The 24551-nt window shown below is 59.5% G+C and carries 15 protein-coding genes and 1 pseudogene; 7 read left to right on the top strand and 9 right to left on the bottom strand.

The window, feature by feature from the left end:
• Window positions 1–17 precede the first annotated feature (17 nt).
• Window positions 18–248, top strand: a complete 231-nt coding sequence (locus tag VD17_RS26875) for a hypothetical protein (protein ID WP_033057544.1) — start codon at window positions 18–20, stop codon at window positions 246–248.
• Here VD17_RS26875 and VD17_RS26870 read toward each other — a convergent pair whose 3' ends face one another.
• The 7 genes from VD17_RS26870 to VD17_RS26840 form a co-directional block, all read right to left on the bottom strand.
• Window positions 249–878 carry a flavin reductase family protein gene (locus VD17_RS26870; RefSeq protein WP_046056480.1) on the bottom strand — a complete coding sequence of 210 codons (630 nt, stop codon included), beginning with the start codon at window positions 876–878 and terminating at the stop codon, window positions 249–251.
• A 242-nt stretch (window positions 879–1120) separates the two neighbouring features.
• Window positions 1121–2440, bottom strand: coding sequence for an MFS transporter (locus VD17_RS26865; RefSeq protein ID WP_046056479.1), 1320 nt, complete (start codon window positions 2438–2440; stop codon window positions 1121–1123).
• Between the two features lie 297 nt (window positions 2441–2737).
• Window positions 2738–4072 (bottom strand): sigma-54-dependent transcriptional regulator, encoded by a 1335-nt coding sequence (locus tag VD17_RS26860; RefSeq protein ID WP_046056478.1) that lies wholly within the window; start codon window positions 4070–4072, stop codon window positions 2738–2740.
• Window positions 4066–5832: a sensor histidine kinase gene (locus VD17_RS26855; protein ID WP_046056477.1), complete on the bottom strand. Its 1767-nt coding sequence runs from the start codon at window positions 5830–5832 to the stop codon at window positions 4066–4068. Before VD17_RS26855 ends, VD17_RS26860 begins: the two co-directional genes overlap by 7 nt.
• Window positions 5833–5995: 163 nt before the next feature.
• Window positions 5996–8713 (bottom strand): RHS repeat domain-containing protein, encoded by a 2718-nt coding sequence (locus VD17_RS26850; RefSeq protein WP_046056476.1) that lies wholly within the window; start codon window positions 8711–8713, stop codon window positions 5996–5998.
• The gene (locus VD17_RS26845) at window positions 8710–13248 is read right to left on the bottom strand and encodes a SpvB/TcaC N-terminal domain-containing protein (RefSeq protein ID WP_046056475.1); all 4539 of its coding nucleotides are present in this window, start codon (window positions 13246–13248) and stop codon (window positions 8710–8712) included. The genes VD17_RS26850 and VD17_RS26845 overlap by 4 nt, the downstream gene beginning before the upstream one ends.
• A gap of 204 nt (window positions 13249–13452) precedes the next feature.
• Complete coding sequence (locus VD17_RS26840) at window positions 13453–14976, bottom strand: fumarate hydratase (RefSeq protein ID WP_019581511.1); 1524 nt, start codon at window positions 14974–14976, stop codon at window positions 13453–13455.
• A 484-nt stretch (window positions 14977–15460) separates the two neighbouring features.
• On the opposite strand from VD17_RS26840, the gene VD17_RS26835 reads away from it, so the two are divergent.
• Genes VD17_RS26835 through VD17_RS26825 form a run of 3 tightly spaced genes read left to right on the top strand, consistent with a single transcriptional unit; the run spans window position 15461 to window position 18273 of the window.
• Window positions 15461–16567 carry a GGDEF domain-containing protein gene (locus VD17_RS26835; RefSeq protein WP_046056474.1) on the top strand — a complete coding sequence of 369 codons (1107 nt, stop codon included), beginning with the start codon at window positions 15461–15463 and terminating at the stop codon, window positions 16565–16567.
• Window positions 16560–17495: an iron-sulfur-binding ferredoxin reductase gene (locus VD17_RS26830; protein ID WP_046056473.1), complete on the top strand. Its 936-nt coding sequence runs from the start codon at window positions 16560–16562 to the stop codon at window positions 17493–17495. Before VD17_RS26835 ends, VD17_RS26830 begins: the two co-directional genes overlap by 8 nt.
• Before the next feature lie 28 nt (window positions 17496–17523).
• Window positions 17524–18273 (top strand): enoyl-CoA hydratase-related protein, encoded by a 750-nt coding sequence (locus VD17_RS26825; RefSeq protein ID WP_046056472.1) that lies wholly within the window; start codon window positions 17524–17526, stop codon window positions 18271–18273.
• A gap of 208 nt (window positions 18274–18481) precedes the next feature.
• Here VD17_RS26825 and pyk read toward each other — a convergent pair whose 3' ends face one another.
• Window positions 18482–19933 carry a pyruvate kinase gene (pyk, locus tag VD17_RS26820; protein ID WP_046056471.1) on the bottom strand — a complete coding sequence of 484 codons (1452 nt, stop codon included), beginning with the start codon at window positions 19931–19933 and terminating at the stop codon, window positions 18482–18484.
• A 157-nt stretch (window positions 19934–20090) separates the two neighbouring features.
• Here pyk and VD17_RS26815 point away from each other — a divergent pair, with 157 nt between their 5' ends.
• Together VD17_RS26815 and VD17_RS26810 are read left to right on the top strand one after the other, a co-directional pair.
• Window positions 20091–20477, top strand: coding sequence for a tetratricopeptide repeat protein (locus VD17_RS26815; protein WP_046056470.1), 387 nt, complete (start codon window positions 20091–20093; stop codon window positions 20475–20477).
• Window positions 20478–20719: 242 nt separating this feature from the next.
• Window positions 20720–21079 carry a PilZ domain-containing protein gene (locus VD17_RS26810; RefSeq protein ID WP_046056469.1) on the top strand — a complete coding sequence of 120 codons (360 nt, stop codon included), beginning with the start codon at window positions 20720–20722 and terminating at the stop codon, window positions 21077–21079.
• Window positions 21080–21129: 50 nt separating this feature from the next.
• On the opposite strand, the pseudogene VD17_RS26805 reads toward VD17_RS26810, so the two are convergent.
• A pseudogene (locus VD17_RS26805) lies at window positions 21130–21300 on the bottom strand (DUF6124 family protein); the annotation flags it as partial.
• Window positions 21301–21414: 114 nt separating this feature from the next.
• Here VD17_RS26805 and VD17_RS26800 point away from each other — a divergent pair.
• Window positions 21415–24486 (top strand): hypothetical protein, encoded by a 3072-nt coding sequence (locus VD17_RS26800; RefSeq protein ID WP_185753229.1) that lies wholly within the window; start codon window positions 21415–21417, stop codon window positions 24484–24486.
• Window positions 24487–24551: the final 65 nt, after the last annotated feature.

Below are 24551 nucleotides of genomic sequence, written 5' to 3'. Positions count from 1 at the left end.
CAGCCAGGATCCACGACATGGCACGCAAAGCCTTTGAAACCTTCGAAGCCGTATCTGCCGTAGTACCCCGCGAGGGCGGTTATAACGCCGCAATCGCCACCAAAGCCATCGGTGGTTCGGGTGCACCGCGCTTTCACAAGCTGCTCGAAGAACAGACCTTCAAAACTGCCCGCGAGGCCGATGAAGCCGCCGCGCTGCAGTTGACACACCTCAAAGACGTCAGCGAAGACGGCGACCTGATCTGGTAATTACTTGACCGCCCCCGGACGATACATCTCGAACAACGCCTCAGGCCCCAGCTGGAAATAATCCGCTGGCCCGCCGCCGCGCAGAATCGGTTCTGCCGCGGCGGTGTCGTACACCCCATCCTTCAATAGCCACTTGGCGATATGCACGGCGACCACTTCGCCAAGTATCAGCCAGCTCGGCACCACGTTCCCGTCGGCCCGCTGCAACTGAATGATCTGCGTGACCTTGCACTCGAAGGACACCGGGCTTTCGGCGACGCGCGGTACCTGAATGATTTTCGACACTACCGGCGTCAGCCCGGACAGTTCGAACTCGTTGACCTCAGGCGGGACCATGGCAGAGCACTGGTTCATCTGCTCGGCCAGCGGACGGGTCGCCAGGTTCCAGGCGAATTCGCCGGTTCGCTCGATGTTATTCAGGCTGTCTTTGCGCCCGACACTGGAAAAACCAATGATCGGCGGAATGTAGTTGAACGCGTTGAAGAAGCTGTAGGGCGCCAGGTTCAGGCGGCCATCGGCATCCTGAGAGGAAATCCAGCCAATGGGACGCGGGCCGACGATGGCATTGAACGGGTCATGCGGCAGGCCGTGGCCGTTGGCGGGTTCGTAGAAGTGGATGTCGTCGGGCATGGCGTAAATTCCTGGGGATCTCGAGAGAGGGCCATGGTGCAAGCACGAGCGGATAATTTCCAGCGACGCGGTCCAATTGTGGGAGTGAGCCTGCTCGCGATAGCGGTGTATCAGTCAACCCATTTGTTGAAGGTGACGCCGCCATCGCGAGCAGGCTCGCTCCTACAGGGGTTCTGTGTCGACACAATGAAAAAGGGGCAGACCCGTTAAGGTCTGCCCCTGTTTTTATTGCGCGGGCTGACTCAGTCCGTCTCGATCCGCGAATGTTTGCGGGTGTCTTTCATGGTCACGTAGACCAGCAACGACACGGCGATACACGCGGTGACATACCAGTAGTAACCGGTTTCCATGCCGATGCTCTTGAACCACAGTGCGATGTATTCAGCGGTGCCGCCGAAGATCGACACGGTCAGTGCGTACGGCAGGCCGACGCCCAGGGCGCGGATTTCGGTCGGGAACAGTTCGGCTTTGACCACTGCGTTGATCGAGGTGTAGCCGCTGACGATGATCAGCGCTGCCATGATCAGGAAGAACGCGCCCCACCAGGTCTGCACGGTGTGCAGGGTGGTCAGGATCGGCACGGTGAACAGTGTCCCGAGAATACCGAAGGCAATCAGGATTGGCCGGCGACCGACTTTATCCGAGAGCCCGCCAATGATCGGTTGCAGGCACATGAACAGGAACAGCGTGGCAGCGGAAATGGTGGTGGAGTCGGAGATGCTCATGCCGACGGTGTTCACCAGGTATTTCTGCATGTACGTGGTGTAGGTGTAGAACGCCAGGGTGCCGCCCATGGTCAGGCCGACCACGGTCATCAGTTCCTTCGGATGGCGCATCAAGGTGCGCATCGCGCTTTCCTTGGCCTTCTCTTTTTTGCTGAACGACTCGGTTTCTTCCATGCCACGACGCAAGTACAGCGCGACCACGGCACACAGCGCGCCGATGGCGAACGGGATGCGCCAGCCCCAGGCGTACAGCTGCTCGGTGGTCAGGGTCTGTTGCAGCACGATCAGCACGGCCAACGCGATGAGCTGACCGGAGATCAGGGTCACGTACTGGAAGCTGGAGTAGAAGCCGCGACGTTCCTTGGTCGCCATCTCGCTGAGGTACGTTGCCGAGGTGCCGTACTCGCCACCGACCGACAAACCTTGCAGCAGGCGCGCGAACACCAGCAGGATCGGCGCGCCGATGCCGATGGTTTCATAACCCGGGCTCAGGGCGATCAGCAGAGAGCCGAAGCACATCAGGTAGACCGAGGCCATCAATGCACGTTTGCGACCGGCCTTGTCGGCGTAGAGGCCCATCAGCCAGCCACCGATCGGGCGCATCAGGAAGCCAACGGCGAAGATCGCGGCGGTGTTCAGCAGTTGCGCGGTGGTGTCGCCTTTCGGGAAAAAGGCCTTGGCGAAGTACAGGGAGAAGGCGGCGTAGACGTACCAGTCGTACCACTCGACCATGTTGCCGACAGAGCCGCTGAAGATCGATTTGATGCGACTGGCAGTGGTTCTTGGTTGAGCCGGCACGGCAGCCGACCCAAGGGGCAGGGCGTTGGAGTTATCCATTGAAGGATCCTTCGTTTAATTGTTTTTGTGGAGCGCGTTGAAACGCAGCCTGCTTGGGCTATAGCAGGAGATGTGCCAAGGGGAGGAGGGCCGGTTTAGAGGGGTTTTGACGTTTTGGTGAGCGGAAATCCGCTTATGCTGTATTGGGTGTGAGCGGATTTTCGCTTAGCTGGCATGGAATTGTTTTGCATGGGCCGGCCTCATCGCGAGCAGGCTCACTCCTACAGGGGGCGGTGTACATGGTTCAAATGTAGGAGTGAGCCTGCTCGCGATGGGGCCAGTCCATGCCCACAAAAATCAGCTGTCAGTAAGGAACATCTCCCGACTCAACCCATGCCGCTGCATCTTTTCATTGAACGTGCGGCGCGGCAGTTGCAGCTCTTCAAGTACCGCTTTCACGTCGCCCTTATGCCGGGTCAACGCCGCGCGCAGACAATGCGCTTCAAACGCTTCCTGCTGTGCCGCCAGCGATTGCCCAGGATCGATCCACACGGGCTCCGGCTCGCCCAGTCCCAACACTTGTCGCTCAGCAACGTTCGCCAGTTCGCGCACATTGCCCGGCCAGTCGTGGCTCAGCAGGTGGCTCAACTGCGGGCCGCTCAGCGGTGGAAAAGTGCGCCCCAAACGCTCGGCGGCATTTTGCGCAAACGATTCGAACAACAGTGGAATGTCTTCACGCCGCTCGCGCAACGGTGGCAGCCGCAACTCGGCCACGTTCAATCGATAGGCCAGGTCCTCGCGAAAGCGTCCGGCCCGGGCTTCGTCGAGCAAGTCGGGTTTGGTCGCGGCGATGATCCGCAAATCCACGCGGATGCTCTGATTGGAGCCCAACCGCTCCAGCTTCTGCTCCTGCAACACCCGCAGCAATTTCACCTGCTGGGCCAGCGGCATGCTTTCGATTTCATCGAGAAACAGCGTGCCGCCATCGGCGTATTCGAGCTTTCCGATGCGTTTGCCCGAGGCGCCGGTGAACGCTCCGCTCTCGTGACCGAACAGCTCGGCCTCGAACAACTGCTCGGGGATCGCCGCACAGTTCAATGCCACAAACGGTTTGTCGGCACGAGGACCGAAGTCGTGCAGGCAACGGGCAACCAACTCCTTGCCGCTGCCGGTTTCACCGCGAATCAACACATTGACCGGCAGCGTCGCCAGGTCCAGTACTTGCCGACGCAGCGTCTGCAAACCACGGGACACGCCCAGCAACGTCGCATCGAGTTTGGCGCGGTTGTCTGCCTGCTCGTGCAGGGCGCGGTTTTCCAGCACCAGCCGCCGCTTGTCCAGCGCACGGCGCAGACTGCCGAGCAGGGTTTCGGGGCTGAAAGGTTTTTCAAGGAAGTCGTAGGCGCCATCGCGCATGGCTTCGACCGCCATCGGCACATCGCCATGTCCGGTCAGCAGAATCACCGGCAAGTCGGCGTCGCGCCGCTGAACCTCGGCCAGCAGTTCCAGGCCGGTCATGCCAGGCATGCGCACGTCGCTGAGGATCACCCCGGGGAAATGCTTCGGCAGCTGCGCCAGGCACTCATCGGCGCGGCTGAACAACTGCACCTCGAACCCCGACAGGCTCAGCCATTGTTCAACGGCACTGCGAATACTGCTTTCGTCGTCGACCACCATCACTGAATTCAGCATGAGCCAGGGGCCTCCAGGTCGATGGGCAAGGTCACGGTGAACACCGCGCCGTTTGCATGATTGTCGGCGCTCAGGCGTCCGCCCGATTCGTGAACGATGGCAAAGGATACGGCCAGCCCGAGCCCCAGGCCATCACCCACCGGTTTAGTGGTGAAGAACGGATCAAACACGTTGGCCAAGTGCTCTTCGGCAATGCCACCACCGTTGTCAGAGACCGTCAGGCGCCAGAGTTGCTCGTCGGCTTCGAGACGGATTTCCAGGCGTTTGCAGGGTTTGTCCTGCATGGCGTCCAGGGCATTGCGCAGCAAATTGATCAGCACCTGTTCCAGGCGAATCGCATCGCCACGCACCCATGCCGGGCGCGTCAGGTGCAGCACCGTGCTGACCTGTTCATCGCGCAACCGGGTGTCGAGCAGCTGCAACGATTGGTCCACCACCGCCGCCAAATCCAGGCGTTCGCGTAAACCGCTGGGGCTTTTGCGGGCGAAGGTTTTCAGGTGACCGGTGAGGGCGGCCATGCGTGTCAGCATGTCATCCACCGGTTTGAGCGCCTTGTAAGCGTCGTCGACCCGACCGTGATCGAGCAGCAGCCTCAGCGTAGCAAGCTGCATGCGCTGTGCGGTCAGGGGCTGGTTGATTTCATGGGCCAACGCGGCAGACATCTGGCCGAGCGCGGCGAGTTTGGCCGATTGCACCAGACCATCCTGAGCGGTGCGCAGGTCGCGAGTGCGCTCTTCCACCAGTTGTTCGAGCTCTTCGCGACTGCGCTGGCGCAGCTTGGCCAGACGCCAGCGCTGATTGAGGAACAGCAACAGAAACACCACGGCCAGCCACAACCCGGCGGCGGCGAGCCCGGCGTTGCGGCTGTCTTCGAACGCGACTTGCGGGCGGCGCAGCAGGTGCAACGTCCAGCCTTCAGTGCTCAGCGGCAGTGATTCCCACAGGTAATTCGCCGTCCCGTCAGGGCCCACGACCCGGGTCAGATCACTGTTGTCGTCAAAGTGCCGCACCGATTGATACTCGAGCGGCGTCAGCGGTTGTTTATCGTATTGGCGGGTGATCTTGAGTTCGGCGTGATCGCTGTCACTCAGCGGTTTCAACAGGCGATAGCGCCAGCCCGGCTGGTTGGCGATGAAGATTATCCCGCGTGCATCACTGACCAGCAGCGTGTCGCTGCCCTGACGCCACTCGCGCTCCAGTTCCGGAAATTCGAGTTTCACCACCATGGCGCCGAGGAACTGGCCGTCGTCAGCGGTGACCGCGCTGGACAGGAAGTAACCGGGAATCCCGCTGGTCACGCCTACCGCGTAAAAGCGCCCGGTGCCCTGGGTGCGTGTCTCGCTGAAGTAGGGGCGGAAGCCATAGTTGTGACCAACGTAACTGCTGGGCAGGCGCCAATTGCTGGCGGCTACAGCCAGACCGGTGTGATCCAGTAATTCGAGGGTCGAGGATTGCGCCGCACCGTTGATCTTTTCCAGTTTGCGGTTCAGGGCGTCCTGCTGTTCAGCGGATACCGAACCCTTGAGGGCAGCGCGTAATTCCGGGTCCAGTGCGAGCACGGCGGGCAGGGCGCGGTAGCGGTCGATCAGGGTGTGCAGGGAATTGGCATAAAGCGCCAATTGCTGATTGGCACGGGCGGCGTCTTCGACCAAGGCCTGGCGCTCGGTGTGACGCACGGCGAGCCCTGCTGCCAGCGCGGCACCGGCAAGGATTAGCAGCGTATAAAGCGTCAAACGCAAGGAGCGTGAAGTCGCGAGCATAGAGAGTATCGGGTGCAGGACAGGGCGAGCACGATAGCACGCAGCGCATGAATTGCCTGATGGTCGTTAAGCTTCTATCCAACGGTTCACAGTAAATTCTGCGTTTTTCTCAATTGTGTGATGGTTGCGTTTGTTGCGAGGTCGACATACTCATTGCTGCATCTCAGGCGGCATTTTTTTTCACCACGAAATGAGACATCCGATCAGTTAGGTCGAGTACCCGTTTGATTTTGCTGCTGGTAACGAACTCCGATTCACGAAGTACCTTGAGCGTCCCCGCGGCGTCCCCCTCGTGTCCGCTGTTTTCAAGTTCTGTCAGGGCCACATTGGCCAGGTCTTCTTGCTCGTCAAGGTGGCTGAGCAGGACAGTGAGTTCATCACGGATTACATCCAGGTCTCCTTGGCCGAAACTGTCATTTAAGGCTTCGGTCACATTGATACCCAGCCGCAAAAGGCCGAGTGCCTTTTCCAGATGTGAACCGTATACGAACCCTTTGTCGGCTATCGCGACGCCCGCCACGATAGCCGTCTCCTTGATTCCTTCTGCGGTCCTCGGGTCGTACTTACTGGCTAATTTTTGCCCTTCTTCCAACACATTGAAGGGCGTGATGTTGGCTGCCTTGTTGAGGTTTTCCAGGCTGAAGTCACCGGGTTCAGGCAGCAATGGATACCCGAAACGGGAATTTTTGGCAGCTTCGTCCAGAGAGTTGCTCGTGATATCCGCCGCTGCGGCGGCTGCGACAACGGCGGCGACACCTGAAACTACTGGGCCTGCGGGTGACGTCGCCGTTGCCGCCAACGTCCCAGCCGCCGCAGCGGCTACGGCCTGAGCGGAAAGACTGACTGCTGTAAAGCTGAGCCTTAGTCCGGACCTTTTGTAAATGTCTCGTGTACGGGTCATGTTGTAGAACTGATAAATCGCCCTGTCCGCCCTCTGGCTGACCACTGACAAGAGATTGGTGTATTCATTGAGGGACACTCTTAGCTCGGCGGGTGTGCGTTCGGCACCATTGTCATCGAAGTAATTCAGGGGATTGCTCCCGACAAACCCGTACAGATTCAACCCATCCACATCCCCCGCCGGATCGGCACTGACCCAACGCTGCAACCACGGTGCGTAATAGCGTGCGCCGTAGTAATACAACCCACTGTCATCCATTTCCTTGCCTGAATAGCGGATGGTTTTGTAATCGACGTCCACCTCACTTCCACGTGCGAACCAAGCCGTGGCGCCGAACGGGTAATAACCTTCCTCACTGATCACTTGCGCCTGTTGATCGAGTTCCAGCGCACTGGAACCCAAATGGTCATCGAGGCTGTAGCGCAATTGATCGGTGGAAATTTTTGCGGGCTTGCCGCTGGCCCAGTGCAGGCAACGCACGCTGCCGTGTCCGCCAGGCAGGGTGATGACATGCAATTCTTCGCCGCTGTCGCGGGTACGGATTTCCAGCCCCGGCAAGTAGATCACCTCCTGAAAGTGGGTCAGTGACGGCGTGTGGGTTTCATGCCGTTTGTACACGCGTACGCCCTGGCTGTAGCGGTAGAACTCCTGGTCATCGGGGCCATCGTCGCGTTTGACCAGGGTGACCGATGCCAGTTGATCCAGGCTGTTCCACTGCAGGGCGTTGCCTGGCTGCAAGTCCTGGAGGTTGCCGTGACGGTCAAACAACTCAGGAAAATCGGGTACAGGATCTCCCTCTTTCCAGCGCACACCGCGATTGCTGGTGGGGGCGATGCGCATCTCGCGGGTGAGTGAGGCGCCCGCCCGCACGTGACGCAGCTTGATCAGGTTGCCGCCGTGATCGTATTCATAGTCTTGTTGGTAGTTGAGCCGATGGCTGGGGTCGCCGGGCAGGGGCCGGCCCGGAATATCCGACGGCGGTGCATCGTCGTAACCGCTGGCGCTGGTCAGCCGGTACAGCGAGTCATAGGTGAAGTCGCGGTGGCCGTCGATGAGCTGGTTGGCGAAGTAAATCGGTTTGAACGCGTGGTCTTCGATGCGGGTGATGTTGCCGACGCGGTCATAGAAATATTCGAAGTTTTGCAGCGCTGGCTCGGCGTTTTTTTGTGCGCGTTGCGTGGACAGGCGGCCATCGGCCGGGTCGTAGGTCCAGCTGCTGAGTACGTCATTGCCGGCGCGTTGTTCGATGATCTGGCCGGCGGCGTTGTACTGCGCGTCTTTCAAAACCGGCTGCCAGTTCGAGCTGCCTGTTATCCGCAGTTGAACCTGTTTGAGCTGCCCGGCGACGTCGTAACGCGACTGTTGCTGGTGATCACCGGCATCGGTCTGGCTCAACAGCGTGCCGAGCGGGCTGTAACTTTGGCTGCTGCGGTAGGGTTTGTTCTCGACCAGGATTCGGGTTTCGCGCAGTGGCTGTCCGAGCAGGCTGTAGCTGTCGAGCTTCAAGGTGCCGGAGCGGTCGAGTTGTTCGGTCAACTGGCCGCGCCGGTTGAAAGCAGGATCGGCGGAGGCATCGGCGTAGGTAAAGGTTTCGACGTTCGGCGTGTCAATTTCCTCGATGGCAATCGGGCGCAACAGAGCGTCGTAGGTGGTGCGCCAATGACTGCCACGCTGGTCCCAGCGCTCCAACACTTCCCCGGCCAGCCCTGGCAGGCTCAAGCGCCAACCGGCATCGACGCTGTCGACTTTCAGCGGCTCGCCGGAAAGGCGGTAGACCGTGCTCAGGTTGGGGACGACCCCTAACAGCCGTGGGTCCCATTTTTCGAGCAATCGCCCGGTGGCGTCGTAGTGCTGGTGGGTGATCAGGGTTTCCAGCGACCCGCCATCGACCTTGCGCAAGTACGCGACCTGGCGAATCGGCAAGCCCCGACTATCAATGACCGTCAGGTTCGGGGTGCGCCAATGGATTCCGGTCGTCATGGCTTGCCTGCCTTCAACTCACTTTCAGGCGGCGCAACGTAGGTGTCATTAAAGTCCAGACTGGTGGTGTACCAGGGATGGATGATCTCGAGCGCGGTGTCTCCTTTGGCGTTGATGACTTTGTTCTGGCGACCCAGGACGTCGTAAAAGTTCTGATCGTGATGGCCAGACTCACGGAAGGAATGGTCATTGATATAGCGGTGCCCATTGGCGAAGTAAGGGCGAAATACCCGAACAGCCAGGCCTTTGTTGTTGTATTCCACACGTTCGCTGACGCGCCAGCGCGGGTCGGCGTGCGCGACCTTTGGCTTGCCGTCTTCAATCACCAGCTCACCGTTTTCCACCACAAACGCCGGACCGGGTTCGACCAATTGCTTGATCTGCAGTGGCCGGCCGAAACCATCCACAAAGGCTTTGACGATCTGGATTTGCTGCAGCTCATCATCCCAATAGCGGTCAGCGGTGAGGACGACGCTGTGCACCGGCTCGCGATGAGCGGCGTGGATCAGGTCGAGCAGCGCTTGCTCCGGCTCGCTCAGGGAAGTGAGTCGGGCCAGGCGACGTCGGGCGCTGGCGCGAATGTGCAGGCTGGGTAGCACGTCACCTTGCGCAATCCAGGTGGTCAGCCAGTCAGGTGTTTGCCTGACGGAATGGGGGAGTTCGCCCATCCAGCTGAACAGGTCCTTGCGCAATACACTGGCCGCTTTTTGCAGGGCGCCTTTCGGATCATCGATGGCAGGGGCCGGACGATGGTCCGCAGGACGTTCGTGTTCGTCGAGGGGGCGAAAACCTGTTTCTTCGCCGTCTTCAGTGCCATAAAAACTGATGGCAAGGGGTTGTCCGGACGGCTCGTAAAGGGCCTCCTCGACATTGTCGTTGGCATCGATGCTGCGCCTGAGTTGCAGCGCGTGATAGTCATATTCGAAACGGGCTTCGCACCCGTCCGGCTGCGTGATGCTTTTCGGCAGCAGACAGTAGGCGTCGTAGCAGGCTGTCGTGATGCCGTAATTGGGCGTTTCGTTGTACTCCATCACGTTGTAAAAACTATCGAGCTCGCCGTACTTGGCAAAACCATACCGGGACGACCATAGATTTCTTTCCTTGTCCTCTACTTTGTCTGCCTCCTCGTCTACCCCCAGCACCAGCGGCATGGCCGAATAGCCGATTTTTGCCAGTTCGTCCCGAATAACGAGCGACGGCACCGTGTCGTAGGCTTGCAGTGCTGTCTTGTCCAGTTGGGTAATTTCCAGCGGTGCCCGCAGTGCCTCGAAATCGGCCTTGCCGTCGGCAAGCACGGTTCGGTCGTCAGTCTTGAAGTAGCGATATACCGACTGTGTGGTCAGCAGCCGCTGAGCGGCCCATTCGGGCGTGGTGTACAACTCGATAAACCGTTCATGGGAGATATCTGCCGGGGTAAGTCCGGCGGGTGCCGTCCCCTTGGGCAAGACCATTGCGTTGCCCCGTTGCAGATAGGGCAGACCCAGTCGCCAGCCTTGCAGGTCCTCCTTCAAATGAATGAACCCGGCACGGGTCTCGCTCAGGTAATAAGACTGTTGGGCCGGATCGTGCGCATCCGTCCACCATTTTTTTTCATCAACGTCATCGAACGGTGGTTCGTCATCAACCGGGTTTCTGCGCCGTGCATAACTGACCGTGATGGCATGCACAGGCAGACCGCACTCGTCGTGGCCCAACGCGATTTCATGGCGGCACAGCGGGTCATTCTCGAAGCGTTCGTACTGATAGCTGATCTTCTCCAGTTGCAAGGGCAGCATGATCGGGTAGGCGTCATGGCCTCCCTGTTTGCGCAGTTCGCGGACCTTGTAACGACTTTCCTCTACGGCGAAAGGCACCGCTGTGGCCAAGTCATCGTCGGCGGCATAGGTTTCCACGCGCAGCACTGAACCGGCGAGGGCGCGGGCGATTTCATGGGCGGTGGCTTCGTCGGCGGGTGGGACGGGATCATCAAAATGGTCATTGCGGTGATACTGGCAAAACAACGCGGGCTTCAAGGCAAGGGCTTCGGGATCACGATCAAAGTAGCCATCGCGTGGCAGGTCGATCAGCCGTCCGGTATGGAACCAGGTGCAGACCAGCGCCGGGGCGGTAAAGCCGGTGTCGTCTTCATTTATGCCGGTTTCGCTGTCGGTCTGGCGCAAAAGCCCGAAGCCGCGAAACTCGCGGTTCCGGCCATCGTAGTAACCCAGCAAGTACTGGAAAAACTGGTTCAGGCGGTTGCCGGTGATTTCGTCGAGCTGACGTTGTTGCTTGACCACGGGGACAGGGAACGGCAAGTGGCAAATCGGGAAACGCTTGAGCGTGAGTATCCGGTTCTTTTCATCCAGCCATTCCTGCGCGGAACTGCGATACACCACCTGCGTACTGCAACCCATGTTGTTGTTACTGGCGACCAGCATGTAAGGCTTGGCGCTGATGAAATCGTAGCGCCAGTGCAGCGGCTTCATGTGCGGCACGGTCAGGATCAGGCTCGCGCAACCCAGGCCTTGCAGGTCGGCGAGGCTGACCTGGCACAGGTTGTCGTAGCGAATGCCCTCGGGCCAAGCGACCGTGACGGGGATCTGTTCCAGACCATTGCCGCCGTGATTGAAATAGATCTCGAAACAGTCGGATTTCAGATAAATCAGTGCCGGTGCACCGGAGCCGTCGAGGTCGGCGATCCGCACCCGCGCCGCATCGAATGTCGCGTATTCGAAGGGCAGGGCACTCATGACAAAACCCTCGCCGAACCGACCGTGGCCGAGGTTCGGCCAGCATTTGATTTCGTCGTGCCGGATGCGGCACAGCTCGGTCATGTCGCTGCCCAGCAAGTTGCCCAGCATCACCAGTTCGCTGCGCGAATTGCTGAACAGTGGCAGGCGATCGGTGTCCGGTTTGTGCTCGACCTCCTGGCCCGGCGCGAAACCTTCCTCGCGCCGATTGGCGTACAGGCGCACGCTTCGCGGGCCGATCAGCGCCATCGAGCTGAGCCCGTCGCCCATCAAGTCGCCAGACTGTGAAAGCGTGTGGAAGAACTCCACCGGGAACGCCGTAAAAGGAATGAACCCCGACCAGCTGCGATCGGGGTTAAGGGTGTGGAAACCGCTCATGCCGGGTGAGGCTAGGATCCAGTCGAGCCGACCGTCGCCAGTCAGATCGGTCAGCGCCTGATAGGTCGGTTGATTGCGATCGGCCACGGGAATTCGGGTCAGTTCTGTCCATGGACCGTAGTGGATGTCATCGGTCCCCGTCGGCGCGCGCAAGGGTTCGCGGTAGTACCAGCTCTGGTCGTAACGACAGATAAATCCGGGCACACCTTCACCGAACAGATCGACGCATTGGTGGTGCGCGCCGTCCTCGATGCCGGGCATGTTTTCGAACGGGAAGAACGGGCTCGACTGCTTGTTGAGTTCGAAGCGTGAATAGTCGAACTCCACTGGCGGCATGTTTTCCACGGCGCCATTGGCGTCGTAAGCCTGATAGTGCGCTGCTGCCAGTTGGGTGTAGGACAGTGATGTTGTTTGGTATTCCAGCAGCAATCGACGAACCAGCGCCGGTTTAGGGCCCAACTGCTCGGGGAAATGGTGAAACATCAAAACCTGATGGCACAGGCGTCGGGTTCCCAGTTCGAAGCCATAGGTGTAGCTGTGGAAGGGGTCGCTGCGCAGTTGCCACTCGCCATAACCCTCGTCGGGTGCATCGAACGGCGGGCCGTAGAGCGGTTTCTTTTCCAGGTCGAGGGTGCGTTCGCCGTAGTCGAAGACCAGGTGGAAATGCCAGTCCAGGGTCGCAGGGTTTTCCACGGTCCAGGCGTACAAGTCTTTGCTGGCCAGGGCATTGCCGTAATACACCTGGTGCAGGTAGCGCTGGGCACGATAGTCGTGCGAGTCATCCGGTAAGTGAGCCTGTTCTTCAGGCTTGTGGTCGAAACAGATGTGTTCGCCATGGGTATTCATGCTTTCGAGCAGAAGCCACACACCGATTCGTGAGGGCACGTCAGGATCAGCCCGACGCGAAGCGTCAGTCTTGCCGTAGACATGAAGGCTGCCATCCGCCCCGTGCACCAGCCAGAAGGGAGGTTCTTCTTCCGGTTGCCACACCTCGACCAGATCGAACGAACTCTCGACCCGTGGCCAGTAGCGCACAACGCGGTGCTCACCAATGGGAAGGCCGCGATATTCAATTTCTATTCTGGATGTTGGCTTGCCCTCGTCATCCAGCTCGGGCATCAATTCCTCGCCACTGGGGCCGACCATGATGTCGACGTCGAGATAATCGGGCACGCCCTTGCTGGTCTGGCGAGTGATGGCACTGACGCCCAAACGCCAGCCGATGCCGAACGGACCGTTACCGCCCTGGCTGTCATAGCTCAGCGCCATGGCCGGGTCGAAACCGCGTCCTGCTGAAAGGGGCAGCGGCAACTCGAACGAGGCACTGCCCGTCACGCCGACCGATCCCCAGCTTTTGCCAATCGTGGCAATGGAAGCACTCTTGGCGATGGAGGGTTCTGTAATGCTCAGGGAGGCTTGGTCTTCCATGGGGCTGATCCTGTTTCGGCTTTGCACCAACGCTAACAAGATCAAGGTGCGGCGTGACCTGTCAGATGTGACAGGTCACGCCGGTATTTTTAGACCGAATAAGATGGACGGAACCGCGTTTTATCGCGAATGGTAAAACCGTTGCCAAAAAAAACGGCCGGGTCATCTATAAGACGACCCGGCCGTAGTGGCAGGCTGAAGCGCTTACTGCACTTCCACCGCCAGGCTTTCACTGATCTTTTTCTGCCAGATAGCAGGACCGGTGATGTGTACCGACTCACCCTTGCTGTCGACTGCAACAGTCACTGGCATGTCTTTCACGTCGAACTCGTAGATCGCTTCCATGCCCAGTTCGGCGAAAGCCACCACGCGGGATTTCTTGATGGCTTGTGCCACCAGGTAAGCCGCGCCGCCGACTGCCATCAGGTAAACGGCTTTGTGGTCCTTGATCGCTTCGATTGCGGTAGGACCGCGCTCGGATTTGCCGATCATGCCCAACAGGCCGGTTTGCTCGAGGATCTGGCGGGTGAACTTGTCCATGCGCGTCGCGGTAGTCGGACCGGCAGGGCCCACCACTTCTTCGCGCACTGGATCAACCGGGCCGACGTAGTAGATGAAGCGACCTTTGAGGTCCACTGGCAGGGTTTCACCCTTGTTCAGCATCTCGACCATGCGCTTGTGCGCGGCGTCGCGACCGGTGAGCATCTTGCCGTTGAGCAGGACGGTTTCGCCCGGCTTCCAGCTCTGCACTTCTTCCGGGGTCAGGGTGTCGAGGTTGACGCGACGAGCCGACGGGCCGGCTTCCCAGACGATTTCCGGGTAGGCGTCCAGTGGTGGCGCTTCCAGCGAGGCCGGGCCGGAACCGTCGAGCACGAAGTGCGCGTGACGGGTGGCGGCGCAGTTCGGGATCATGCACACCGGCAACGAAGCGGCGTGGGTCGGGTAATCCATGATCTTCACGTCGAGCACGGTGGTCAGGCCACCCAGGCCCTGGGCGCCGATGCCCAGTTGGTTGACCTTCTCGAACAGCTCCAGACGCATCTCTTCGATACGGTTCTGCGGGCCGCGTGCTTTCAGCTCGTGAATGTCGATGGATTCCATCAACACTTCCTTGGCCATGACGGCGGCTTTCTCGGCGGTGCCGCCGATGCCGATACCGAGCATGCCCGGTGGGCACCAGCCGGCGCCCATGGTCGGAACGGTTTTCAGCACCCAGTCGACGATCGAGTCGGACGGGTTGAGCATGGCCATTTTCGACTTGTTCTCGGAACCGCCGCCCTTGGCCGCCACGTCCACTTCCACGGTGTTACCCGGAACGATGGAGTAGTGGATAACGGCCGGGGTGTTGTCCTTGGTGTTTTTGCGAGCACCCGCCGGGTCGGCGAGGATCGAGGCACGCAGGACGTTTTCCGGCAGGTTGTAAGCCCGGCGCACGCCTTCGTTGATCATGTCGTCCAGGCCCATGGTGGCGCCATCCCAACGTACGTCCATGCCCACGCGAACGAAGACGGTAACGATGCCGGTGTCCTGGCAGATCGGGCGGTGGCCAGTGGCGCACATCCGCGAGTTGATCAGGATTTGCGCGATGGAGTCACGGGCCGCTGGCGATTCTTCGCGCAGGTAGGCTTCGTGCATCGCCTGGATGAAGTCAACGGGGTGGTAATAGGAAATGAACTGCAGGGCGTCGGCAACGCTCTGAATCAGGTCGTCTTGCTTGATCACGGTCATGAGTCGCGCTCCTCTAAAAGACGGGAACATTCAATAAGGTGCTTGCAGCTTGGGTGCATCGGTCGGTTGCAAGCACCTTTACAAGGCACGCCGGGGCTGCTGGCGCGACGCTAAAAAGGCGCGGCAGTATAACGCGCCTCGGTTCCGGGCACCCCCGCCGGTAGTCAATCGTTGGTCGCATATCGAACACGATCCCTGTAGCAGCTGGCGAAGCCTGCGTTCGGCTGCGTAGCAGTCGTAAAATCGAGCACCGCGGTGTGCCAGGTAAATCAGGGTGTCCGTTTCACGACTGCTACGCAGCCGAACGCAGGCTTCGCCAGCTGCTACAAGGATTGTTGTTTTGGCGAGAAACGAGGTCATGGCATTGACGCCAGCTTTCCGCCCTTAAAATTGAATGGTCATTTATCAGGCACGCTACTAAAGTGGCATTCGGTCTGTAGAGTAGGACACTCAAGCAGCCTCCCTTCGCACGGTGAGTCAACGATTGACCCATAACGCCATCCAGCGCTTGTTGCTCAAACGCTTTGCCCTCGCAGCCGGCACTTACGCTCTGGCTTTGCTGTTGCTGTGGCTGGCGTTTTTCACCGGTCATTACGATGAATCCCTGCCCAACGTGGCCATCGGCAGTGCGCTGGTGGTCATCAGTCAGGCCGCGTTGTTCGCGGTGTTTTACAGTGGCTGCAACCTGCGTTTTTCCGAACCCAGCCTGACGGAAGCGCAAGTGTTGATGGGGCTGGGTTGGCAAACCTGGCTGATCGCCCATCTGGACGAGGCACGCGGCGCGTTCCTGGTGTTCTACGTGCTGATTCTGTTGTTCGGGTTGTTCCATCTTTCGCGCATGGCCTTTTTGCGGTGCGCGCTGTTGGTGTTTTTCAGTTTCAGCGCGATCACGCTGTGGGAGGGCTACCACTTCCAGTTACCCGACCCGGCACTGGCCGCGTTGCAGGTGTGCGTGCTGCTCATCGTGTTGGTCTGGCTGGAACTTTATGCCCGTCACGTCCAGGCTTCCCGTCAACGCATGCGTCAGCGCCGATTTGCCTTGCAGGCGCATCAGGACACCCTGCGCGGGATGATGCGTCAGCTCGAAGACCTGGTGGCCACTGACGAACTGACCGGGCTGTTCAATCGCCGACATTTCCTGCGCCTGGCCTCCCGTGAGCTGAAGGCCATGGACGCCGGTGTCATGCATGGCCTGGCGCTGATCGACCTCGACCATTTCAAACGGATCAACGATGTGCACGGCCATGCCGCCGGTGATCAGGTGCTGCAAGCCTTTGCCGCCGTGGCCACCGCCTGCTTGCGCGATGGCGATGTTCTGGCCCGTTACGGTGGCGAAGAATTTGTCGTGCTGTTGCCCGATTGCAACGCCGAGCGCTTGACCTCCTGTTGCGAGCGACTGCGCATTGCGTTCACCGATGTACAACTGATCGGACTCAACGTCGCCCATCTCAGCTTGTCGGCGGGCATGACGTTGCTCGAACTGGGCGACGATCTCGATGAAGCCTTGCAGCGCGCCGATCAGGCGCTCTATCGCGCCAAGCGTGACGGCCGCAATCGTTGCGCGGCGGCGTGGGAGAACGTCGATGCCTGAGTTACGGGTCGGCGAGCGCCAATGGTCGGTGGCGGCGGGCAGCAATCTGCTCGATGCGTTGAATCAGAACGGCGTGTCTGTGCCCTACAGCTGTCGCGCCGGCAGTTGCCATGCCTGTCTGGTGCAATGTGTCCAAGGGCTGCCGAGTGATAGCCGCCCCGACGCCCTGAGCGCAGACCAGCGTCAGCAAGGCTGGCGCCTGGCGTGTCAGTGTCAGGTGGTCGAGGACTTGCAGGTGCACACCTTCGATCCTCAGCAGGATGGCCGCCCGGCCGAGGTGGCGGCTGTCGATTGGTTAAGCGCCAGCGTGTTGCGTTTGCGCCTGACCCCTCAAAGCCCTTTGCGCTACAGCGCCGGGCAGCATCTGGTGTTGTGGGCGGGCAACGTGGCGCGGCCGTATTCATTGGCCAGCCTGCCCGAAGAAGACCGCTTTCTGGAGTTCCATCTTGATTGTCGCCAGCCGGGGGAATTCAGTGACGCGGCCCGCCAGCTGAAAATAGGCGATTCGATCCGCCTTGGCGAGTTGCGCGGCGGGGCACTGCATTACGACCCGGACTGGAACACCCGACCGCTTTGGCTGTTGGCCGCCGGCACGGGGTTGGGGCCGTTGTTCGGTATCTTGCGTGAAGCGCTGCGGCAAGATCACCAAGGTGCGATTCGCGTCATTCACCTGGCCCATGATGCCGAGGCGCATTACCTGGCCAAGCCCCTGCAGGCCATGGCCGCCAGCCGCCCGAACCTGAGCATTGAACTGTGGACAGCGACCGAGTTGCCAGAGGCTTTGGCACAACTGCGGCTTGTTTCACGGCAAACCCTGGCCTTACTCTGCGGGGCCCCTGACAGCGTCGACGCCTTTGCCCGGCGCTTGTACCTGGCGGGATTGCCGCGCAATCAACTGCTGGCGGACGTCTTTGTTCTCCGCGGTTGAGCGCCGATTTTCAGACGCGAGACCGACCATGAGCGATGCCATCCGATTTGAACGTGAGCGCGGCCTGCTGACCCTGCGCCTCAACCGCCCCGACAAGAAAAACGCCCTGACCCGCGCCATGTACAGCCACTTGGCCGAAGCGCTGAAGCTGGCGGATTCCGACCCTGAAATCAACGCCGTGCTGATCACCGGTTCTGCCGAGTGCTTCACCGCTGGCAACGACATCGCCGACTTCATCCAGCAACCACCGACCAATCTCGACAGCCCGGTGTTTCAGTTCATGCTCACCCTGCTCGAATGCCGCAAGCCGGTGATCGCCGCCGTGGCCGGCGCCGCCGTGGGCATTGGCACGACGATGTTGCTGCATTGCGATCTGGTGTATGTCAGCCGCGATGCGCGCCTTCGGATGCCATTCGTTAATCTCGGGTTATGCCCGGAGTTTGGTTCCAGCCTGCTTCTGCCGCGATTGCTCGGGCATGCCAAAGCCGCTGAATTGTTGCTGCTGGGCGAAGGTTTCAGTGGTGAGCAGGCCGCGCAGTGGGGGATTGCGACCGAAGCCCTGGGCAGTGGCGAAGAGGCGCTGGCCAAGGCGCGGGAGATGGCGTTGCGTTTCGAGTCGCTGCCTTCGGAAGCGGTGCGTATCAGCAAGCAATTGATGAAAGCCGCGGACCGCGAACCACTGCGCAAGGCAATAGAAGAAGAGAGCGTACAGTTCACCCAACGGCTGCGCTCGCCGGAAGCGATTGCGGCGTTGTCGGCGTTTATCAAGCGTCACTAAATTCGCGTTGACCGGGCTGACGCTATCGCGAGCAAGCTCGCTCCCACAGGGTTTTGTGGTGGTCACATGATTTGTAAACAACACCGGTCAATGTGGGAGCGAGCTTGCTCGCGATGAGGCCCTCCCGGGCAACACATCTTCCGGACCCAGAAAGCAAAAAGCCCCGCCATTCACATGGCGGGGCTTTTGTTTTTCAGCAACCGGTCAATCAGACCATCTTGTCGCCAACGTGCAGGATTTTCATGCCGTTGGTGCCGCCGATGGTGTGGTAGCTGTCGCCCTTGGTCAGGATGACCCAGTCGCCTTTCTCGACTACGCCGCGCTTGAGCAACTCGTCGATCGCGGCTTGGCTGACTTGCTCAGGCGGCAGCGATGCCGGGTCGAACGGTACGGTGTAGACGCCACGGAACATGGCCGCACGGGCCTGGGTTTCGCGGTGCGGGGAGAACGCGTAGATCGGCACCGAGGAACGGATGCGCGACATGATCAACGGCGTGTAGCCACTTTCGGTCAAGGCGATGATCGCCTTTACACCCGGGAAGTGGTTGGCGGTGTACATGGCCGCCAATGCGATGCTCTGGTCGCAGCTTTCGAAGACCTTGCCGATGCGGTGGCTGGAGGTCTTGCTGGTCGGGTGCTTTTCAGCGCCGATGCAGATGCGCGCCATGGCTTGCACCGCTTCCAGCGGGTACAGACCAGCAGCACTTTCAGCCGAGAGCATCACGGCGTCGGTGTAGTCGAGTACGGCGTTGGCTACGTCGGACACTTCGGCGCGGGTCGGCATCGGGTTCTGAATCATCGACTCCATCATCTGGGTCGCCACGATCACCGCTTTGTTGTGGCGGCGCGCGTGCAGAATGATTTTCTTCTGAATGCCCACCAGCTCGGCGTCGCCGATTTCCACACCCAGGTCACCACGAGCCACCATGACGGCGTCGGATGCATTGATCAGCGCGTCGAGGGTTTCGTCGTCGGCCACGGCTTCTGCGCGTTCGATCTTCGCCACCAGCCAGGCAGTACCGCCGGCTTCGTCGCGCAGTTGACGGGCGTATTCCATGTCGGCAGCGTCACGCGGGAAGGACACGGCGAGGTAGTCGACTTGCATCTCGGCAGCGAGCTTGATGTCGGCCTTGTCTTTTTCAGTCAGGGCCGGAGCGGTCAGGCCGCCACCACGACGGTTGATGCCTTTATGGTCGGACAGCGGGCCGCCGATCAGCACGGTGCAATTCAGCTCGGTGGTATTGGCGGTATCAACGCGCATGACCACGCGGCCGTCATCGAGCAGCAGCTCGTCGCCCACGCCGCAGTCTTTGACCAGATCCGGGTAGTCGATGCCGACGATGGTCTGGGTGCCTTCGGTCAGAGGATGGCTGGTGGAGAAGGTGAATTGATCACCGATCTTCAGCTCGATCTTCTTGTTGGCGAATTTGGCGATACGGATTTTCGGGCCTTGCAGGTCACCCAGCAGGGCGACGAAGCGGCCGTGCTTGGCAGCGAGGTCACGCACCAGCTTCGCGCGAGCCTTGTGCTCGTCGGGGGTGCCGTGGGAGAAGTTCAGGCGGGCGACGTCCAGGCCAGCCAGAATCAGCTGTTCGAGAACTTCCGGCGAGTTACTGGCCGGGCCAAGGGTAGCGACGATTTTGGTGCGACGGACGGACATGCATAGACTCCTGAGTTCAAGCGCTGAGTGAGGCTACTATGGTCCTCGGGTGTAGTCATTGTTCATGTGCACTACTTTTTCGTTTGTTTCTTTAAACGAACATTCCTGAAGATTTCGCCCCACGGGTCGATACAGAGCTCAAGACAGGAGAACCCCCATGCGATTCGTGCTCATTGCCGCCCTTGCCATCAGTGCCCTCAGCGTCACGGGCTGCACCCGTTGGTCGATGAACCATCATTTGAATAACGCCTACAGCGCCTATGACCGTGGCAATTGCGAGCAGGTGATGCTCGAACTGTCCAAAGTCGAACGCGCCAGCCGAGCGCGGCCTTACGTGTGGCCGGAAGCATCGATGATGCGCGGGTTGTGCCTGGAACGGCAGAAACTGTTTGTCGATGCGGCGCAAACCTACCAGTTCATCATCGCCTCGTACCCGCAAAGTGAATACGCCTACCGCGCCCGCGCCCGCCTGGAAACCTTGCAGTCGCTGGGCCACTATCCGCTGCGAAATGCGGCTGCGGTCGTACGCCCGACGCAGTTCTGATTGTCCTGGTTGTTCAAAGGCTGGCTCACCGGCGGTGGTGAGCTATAGTCGAATAGATCGGTTTAGAGCCTTGCCTCTAATCGACGCAACACCTGAGATCGGCAGGAGTAAACGACAGCGGCTTTATGGACTGTCGCACCGGGATCAGGGAGAGCGTGCCCATGCCTCTGTATTAAAAGAAGCAGGCCCGTTCCGAAGCATTAGTGCGGCTCTGCTTAAGAGCCTTGCTGGGCCATTTGCTCATGTTTACTGACCGCCGGATCGAGCGGCATCAACTGCCGTATTTTCTAAGAGTGTTCAATAGCGTCACTGACAAACCCATCGGCTTTCTGGGCAACGTGTCCGAAGAAGGGCTGATGCTGATCAGTCAGTTGCCGATGATGATCGGCGCCGATTTCGATTTGCGCCTGAAAATCCCCGCCAGCGATGGCTGCATGCAGGTCATTGATCTTCAGGCGTGTTGCCTGTGGTGCCATGAAGACGCCACCCCTCACCACTATGACGCCGGGTTCAGCCTACAAAGGGCACCGCCGGAATATGGGCAATTGGTCAGTGCCTTGAAGCAATACTTCAGTTTTCAGCCGTTGCCCGCTTCTGCCTGAAAGTCCGCAACCTGTAGCAGCTGGCGCAGCCTGCTGCTACCTATCTATTGCTACGTCGTCTTGATCGCCATCTCGTTCTCCAGCGACCTCTCCACCCGCAACAACCCCAACTCACTCAACTGATAAATCGCCATCGCCAGATGTCGCGGCTTGTCGTCCAGGCTTTCGGCCAGGTCGAGCAGCAGAATGCTGACTGACGAAAAGGTTTCGTAGGTCTGGATGGGTGTAGGGTGACCGCTCGTCGGACCTGTCATATCTGACAGGTGTTTTCCAAAGGAACGCGTCGTAAAACAATTACCGAGATGACAGGCCTCCCTTAGACCGGTAATACGATCATGACCGACGAACGTAACGACCTGCCCCCCGAAGATGATCAACTCCCTATGCTTAATATGCTGGAGGCGCCGAGAATAGTTTTGCCCGAAAGCATGACTATTGAAAATGGGAATTATGTGAACTGCTGGGTCGCTGTTCCCAAATATAATTCTTATAAAATCCACTTGGAGCTTTATGTAGAGGGTGCGTTGGTCTATGAAAGAATCGTAAACGGAGTGCCCGGAGAGCCTACCTCATGTATTTTATTTTCGTTGGTGCCAGGGCAGGCGCGTCTGAAAGTCTGGGGGAGTTGGGCCGGACAGACTTCAAATCCAGTGGAGGTCCATTTCTTTATTAGTAACTTACCGTTGATTCTCGTCCCGGCAAAAGACGAAATTATATCTGCCCAGCGTCCTGTAATTACCGGTGTTGGAGGTGGAAGTTGTTCCCTTAGGGTGATGAGAAGTGGACCGTCTGAGGTGCTGAGTAATTCATTCAACTCCGTTTTAGATGTGTGGTCGGTCACGCTTAATAAGGACTTATCTTTTAATACTGATTATTCGATTACCATTGAGCAATCGAAACCAGGGTATGTTACGCGTTATAGTTCCGACCTTGCCTTCACCACCGCCCCGTTACCCAATGCACCTGTTATTACCGCGCCAGGGGCAGGCACGGTACAGAATCAGACGTTTACGATTTCAGGAAGGGGCGGTGCGACAGGTGCCACCGTCGAGATTCTCAAGGATCAAGTCGAGCACACCGTTATTTGCACCGCTCCAGTAAAGACTGGCGGAAGCTGGGATGTCACGGTCACCGTACCACCGGGACCTGTTTCCCTAGTGGCGGAGCAATTCATTGGCAGCGGTGACCATTCCGGGCGCAGTCAGGCGCGTGGTTTCAAAATCCGACCGCCCCAATTGTCGGACATCAAAACGGAATTTCTGACTACACCTGTAGCAGGCGTGAAGTTTTCAGGTGTTGGCCATAATGGCGCCACGGTCGAGATCACTGTTGTCAGCGGGCCCGGGGGAACGGCACCGCCCGCCGTACAGGTGAGAAACGGCCAGTGGGAAACCACGGCGACGAACTGGCTCTATGGTACGTACACGCTGAGTGCGGTTCAGAAAGTCCCCGACAATGCCAATGGCTGGATACCTTCGCTGCCGTACACATTCGATGTGGTCAGGGCAGTACCGCCGCCCACCCATGTGAAGTACACCGTGGACGACCGCACGCCGATTTTCACCGGCAATGGCGAGAATGGGGCAACGATTGTCATCACGGGCGTTGCTGGCAACCCTGTGGATGTACCGGATGCTTCCGTCAACGCCGGAAGCTGGTCGACCCGTGCCACGGCACCTTGGGCGCCGGTGAACTCGCGATCCATCGAGGTGGTGCAGAAAATCGGAACGGCGACTTCTGCTTACGTCGAGATCAAGGTCACCATCGAGAATCTTGCGTCACCGACCGAGGTGGCCTACAGCGTCACGGGCTACACGCCAACCTTTACCGGTATGGGCATTGTAGGGGCGACGATTCACGTTCTGGATGCGGGCAATAACGATGTCACTCTCCCTGTTCTGCTTACCCGTCCAGGCTGGTCCATCTCAGCGTCGGCTTGGGGGCCGACGAAGTTGCAAAAAGTCTTTGTGGTCCACAAAAAAGATGAGTTGACCTCTACGCCCGTTGAACTGAATGTCTCCATCGCGCTGCTGGCACCTGAGATCACCCGTGTCACCGTCGATGAGTTACAGGCGCAAGTGGCCGGCACGTGCTGGGCCGGGGCGGTGGTCACTCTGAAGTTCAGCGACAGCGTCGATTTGCATCAGCCTGATGTCATCAACGGCAGCTGGGTCTTTAAACGCCCGACTCCGTTCACCCCGCCTGAAGAATATACGGTCACCGCGACGCAGACTTTTGCTGATCTGGAGCCGTCCCCCCCGGCGTCCCGACAATTTGCAGTCAAATTGCCAACACCGCAGATTACCGGCCCTGATGATGAGGCAGATGTCTGGCGCGACTTCACCGTAAAGGGCGACAAGGGCTACAACGGGGCGACGATGCAGCTGCGCGACGCTCAACACGGCTGGAATCTGGGTGAGCCCAAGGTATTGACCGAGAACGGCGGATGGTCAATCGATCTCACCGGGCAGGCGTTTGGTCGCTACACCATTGACGCGCAGCAGAAGCTCAATCAAGGGGAGTCCGAGCGCAGTGAACCCCGTGTGTTTGAGGTGGTGCTGGTGCCACCGGTCATTTTGGTGCCGGTGGAAAACGGCAATCTGCCACGAACCTCGACCCTTTCGGGATGGGCCATGCCGGGCGGGCGGGTAGAGGTTTGGTTGATGGATGCTGCCGTGCCTTTGCTGACGAATATTCCGGTGGGTGATGACGGCAGCTGGAAAGCCGAGGTAACGAAGTTGCCGGTCGGGGCCAAAACCATCTGGGCCAGGCAAACGTTTGATAGATGGACATCCAAAGACAGCCAGCCTCTTAACTACAACGTCGTGCCGGCGGCCCCGTTTATCGAGACCCCGGCCACGGACGAGCACATCGGTCGGCGGGTGGTGGTGTCAGGCTTCGGTGTGCCGGGTGACCGTGTGACTGTGAGGCTGGGCGATGCCACCCATTCTGTGCTGGGACTAAGTCCGGTGCTGGAGGATCGCACCTGGTCGGTGACGGTGGAGTTCGATCAGCCCGGCGGCCTCTACGCACTGGTGGCTGTAGCGTCGTGCGACGGGTTCGATTCGGCCGATTCCGCTGCACGTCCGGTGGTGTTGGGTACGTATCAGCCTCCCATCGATGCGCCAGCGCAGGGGCAGTGGGTCAGTCATCCGGTCGGGTTCAAAGGCCGGGGCAGGCCTGGCGTTGGGCGAGTGGTGAGCTGGTTCAGTCCGGATCAAGTATGGGCGTCCGATCTTCCCGTCACGGGTGGGGCCTGGCAGGGGGAGGCGCAGCAATCGCTGCCCCAGGGTGGCCAATGGTGCCGGTTCAGGCAAAGCATCACTGACGTTGCCGATGGTGCGACGGTTTCCGACTGGATCGAGAGCAAACGCTTCGAAAGCGTGCCCCCGGTAGCGGAGCCCTGACATCCGATTACCGACGTGCGGGCATAAAAACTGTCAGTTATGACAGTGGATTGTGACTGCGCCAA

The sequence above is a fragment of the Pseudomonas fluorescens genome (assembly GCF_000968015.1).
Taxonomy (GTDB): domain Bacteria; phylum Pseudomonadota; class Gammaproteobacteria; order Pseudomonadales; family Pseudomonadaceae; genus Aquipseudomonas; species Aquipseudomonas fluorescens_W.
This window is presented reverse-complemented; position numbering and strand designations above follow the sequence as displayed.

Coding starts and splice junctions, on each gene's coding strand:
- VD17_RS26875 (WP_033057544.1), top strand. CDS start 18: ATGGCACGCAAAGCCTTTGAAACCTTCGAAGCCGTATCTGCCGTAGTA.
- VD17_RS26870 (WP_046056480.1), bottom strand. CDS start 878: ATGCCCGACGACATCCACTTCTACGAACCCGCCAACGGCCACGGCCTG.
- VD17_RS26865 (WP_046056479.1), bottom strand. CDS start 2,440: ATGGATAACTCCAACGCCCTGCCCCTTGGGTCGGCTGCCGTGCCGGCT.
- VD17_RS26860 (WP_046056478.1), bottom strand. CDS start 4,072: ATGCTGAATTCAGTGATGGTGGTCGACGACGAAAGCAGTATTCGCAGT.
- VD17_RS26855 (WP_046056477.1), bottom strand. CDS start 5,832: ATGCTCGCGACTTCACGCTCCTTGCGTTTGACGCTTTATACGCTGCTA.
- VD17_RS26850 (WP_046056476.1), bottom strand. CDS start 8,713: ATGACGACCGGAATCCATTGGCGCACCCCGAACCTGACGGTCATTGAT.
- VD17_RS26845 (WP_046056475.1), bottom strand. CDS start 13,248: ATGGAAGACCAAGCCTCCCTGAGCATTACAGAACCCTCCATCGCCAAG.
- VD17_RS26840 (WP_019581511.1), bottom strand. CDS start 14,976: ATGACCGTGATCAAGCAAGACGACCTGATTCAGAGCGTTGCCGACGCC.
- VD17_RS26830 (WP_046056473.1), top strand. CDS start 16,560: ATGCCTGAGTTACGGGTCGGCGAGCGCCAATGGTCGGTGGCGGCGGGC.
- VD17_RS26825 (WP_046056472.1), top strand. CDS start 17,524: ATGAGCGATGCCATCCGATTTGAACGTGAGCGCGGCCTGCTGACCCTG.
- pyk (WP_046056471.1), bottom strand. CDS start 19,933: ATGTCCGTCCGTCGCACCAAAATCGTCGCTACCCTTGGCCCGGCCAGT.
- VD17_RS26815 (WP_046056470.1), top strand. CDS start 20,091: ATGCGATTCGTGCTCATTGCCGCCCTTGCCATCAGTGCCCTCAGCGTC.
- VD17_RS26810 (WP_046056469.1), top strand. CDS start 20,720: ATGTTTACTGACCGCCGGATCGAGCGGCATCAACTGCCGTATTTTCTA.
- VD17_RS26800 (WP_185753229.1), top strand. CDS start 21,415: ATGACCGACGAACGTAACGACCTGCCCCCCGAAGATGATCAACTCCCT.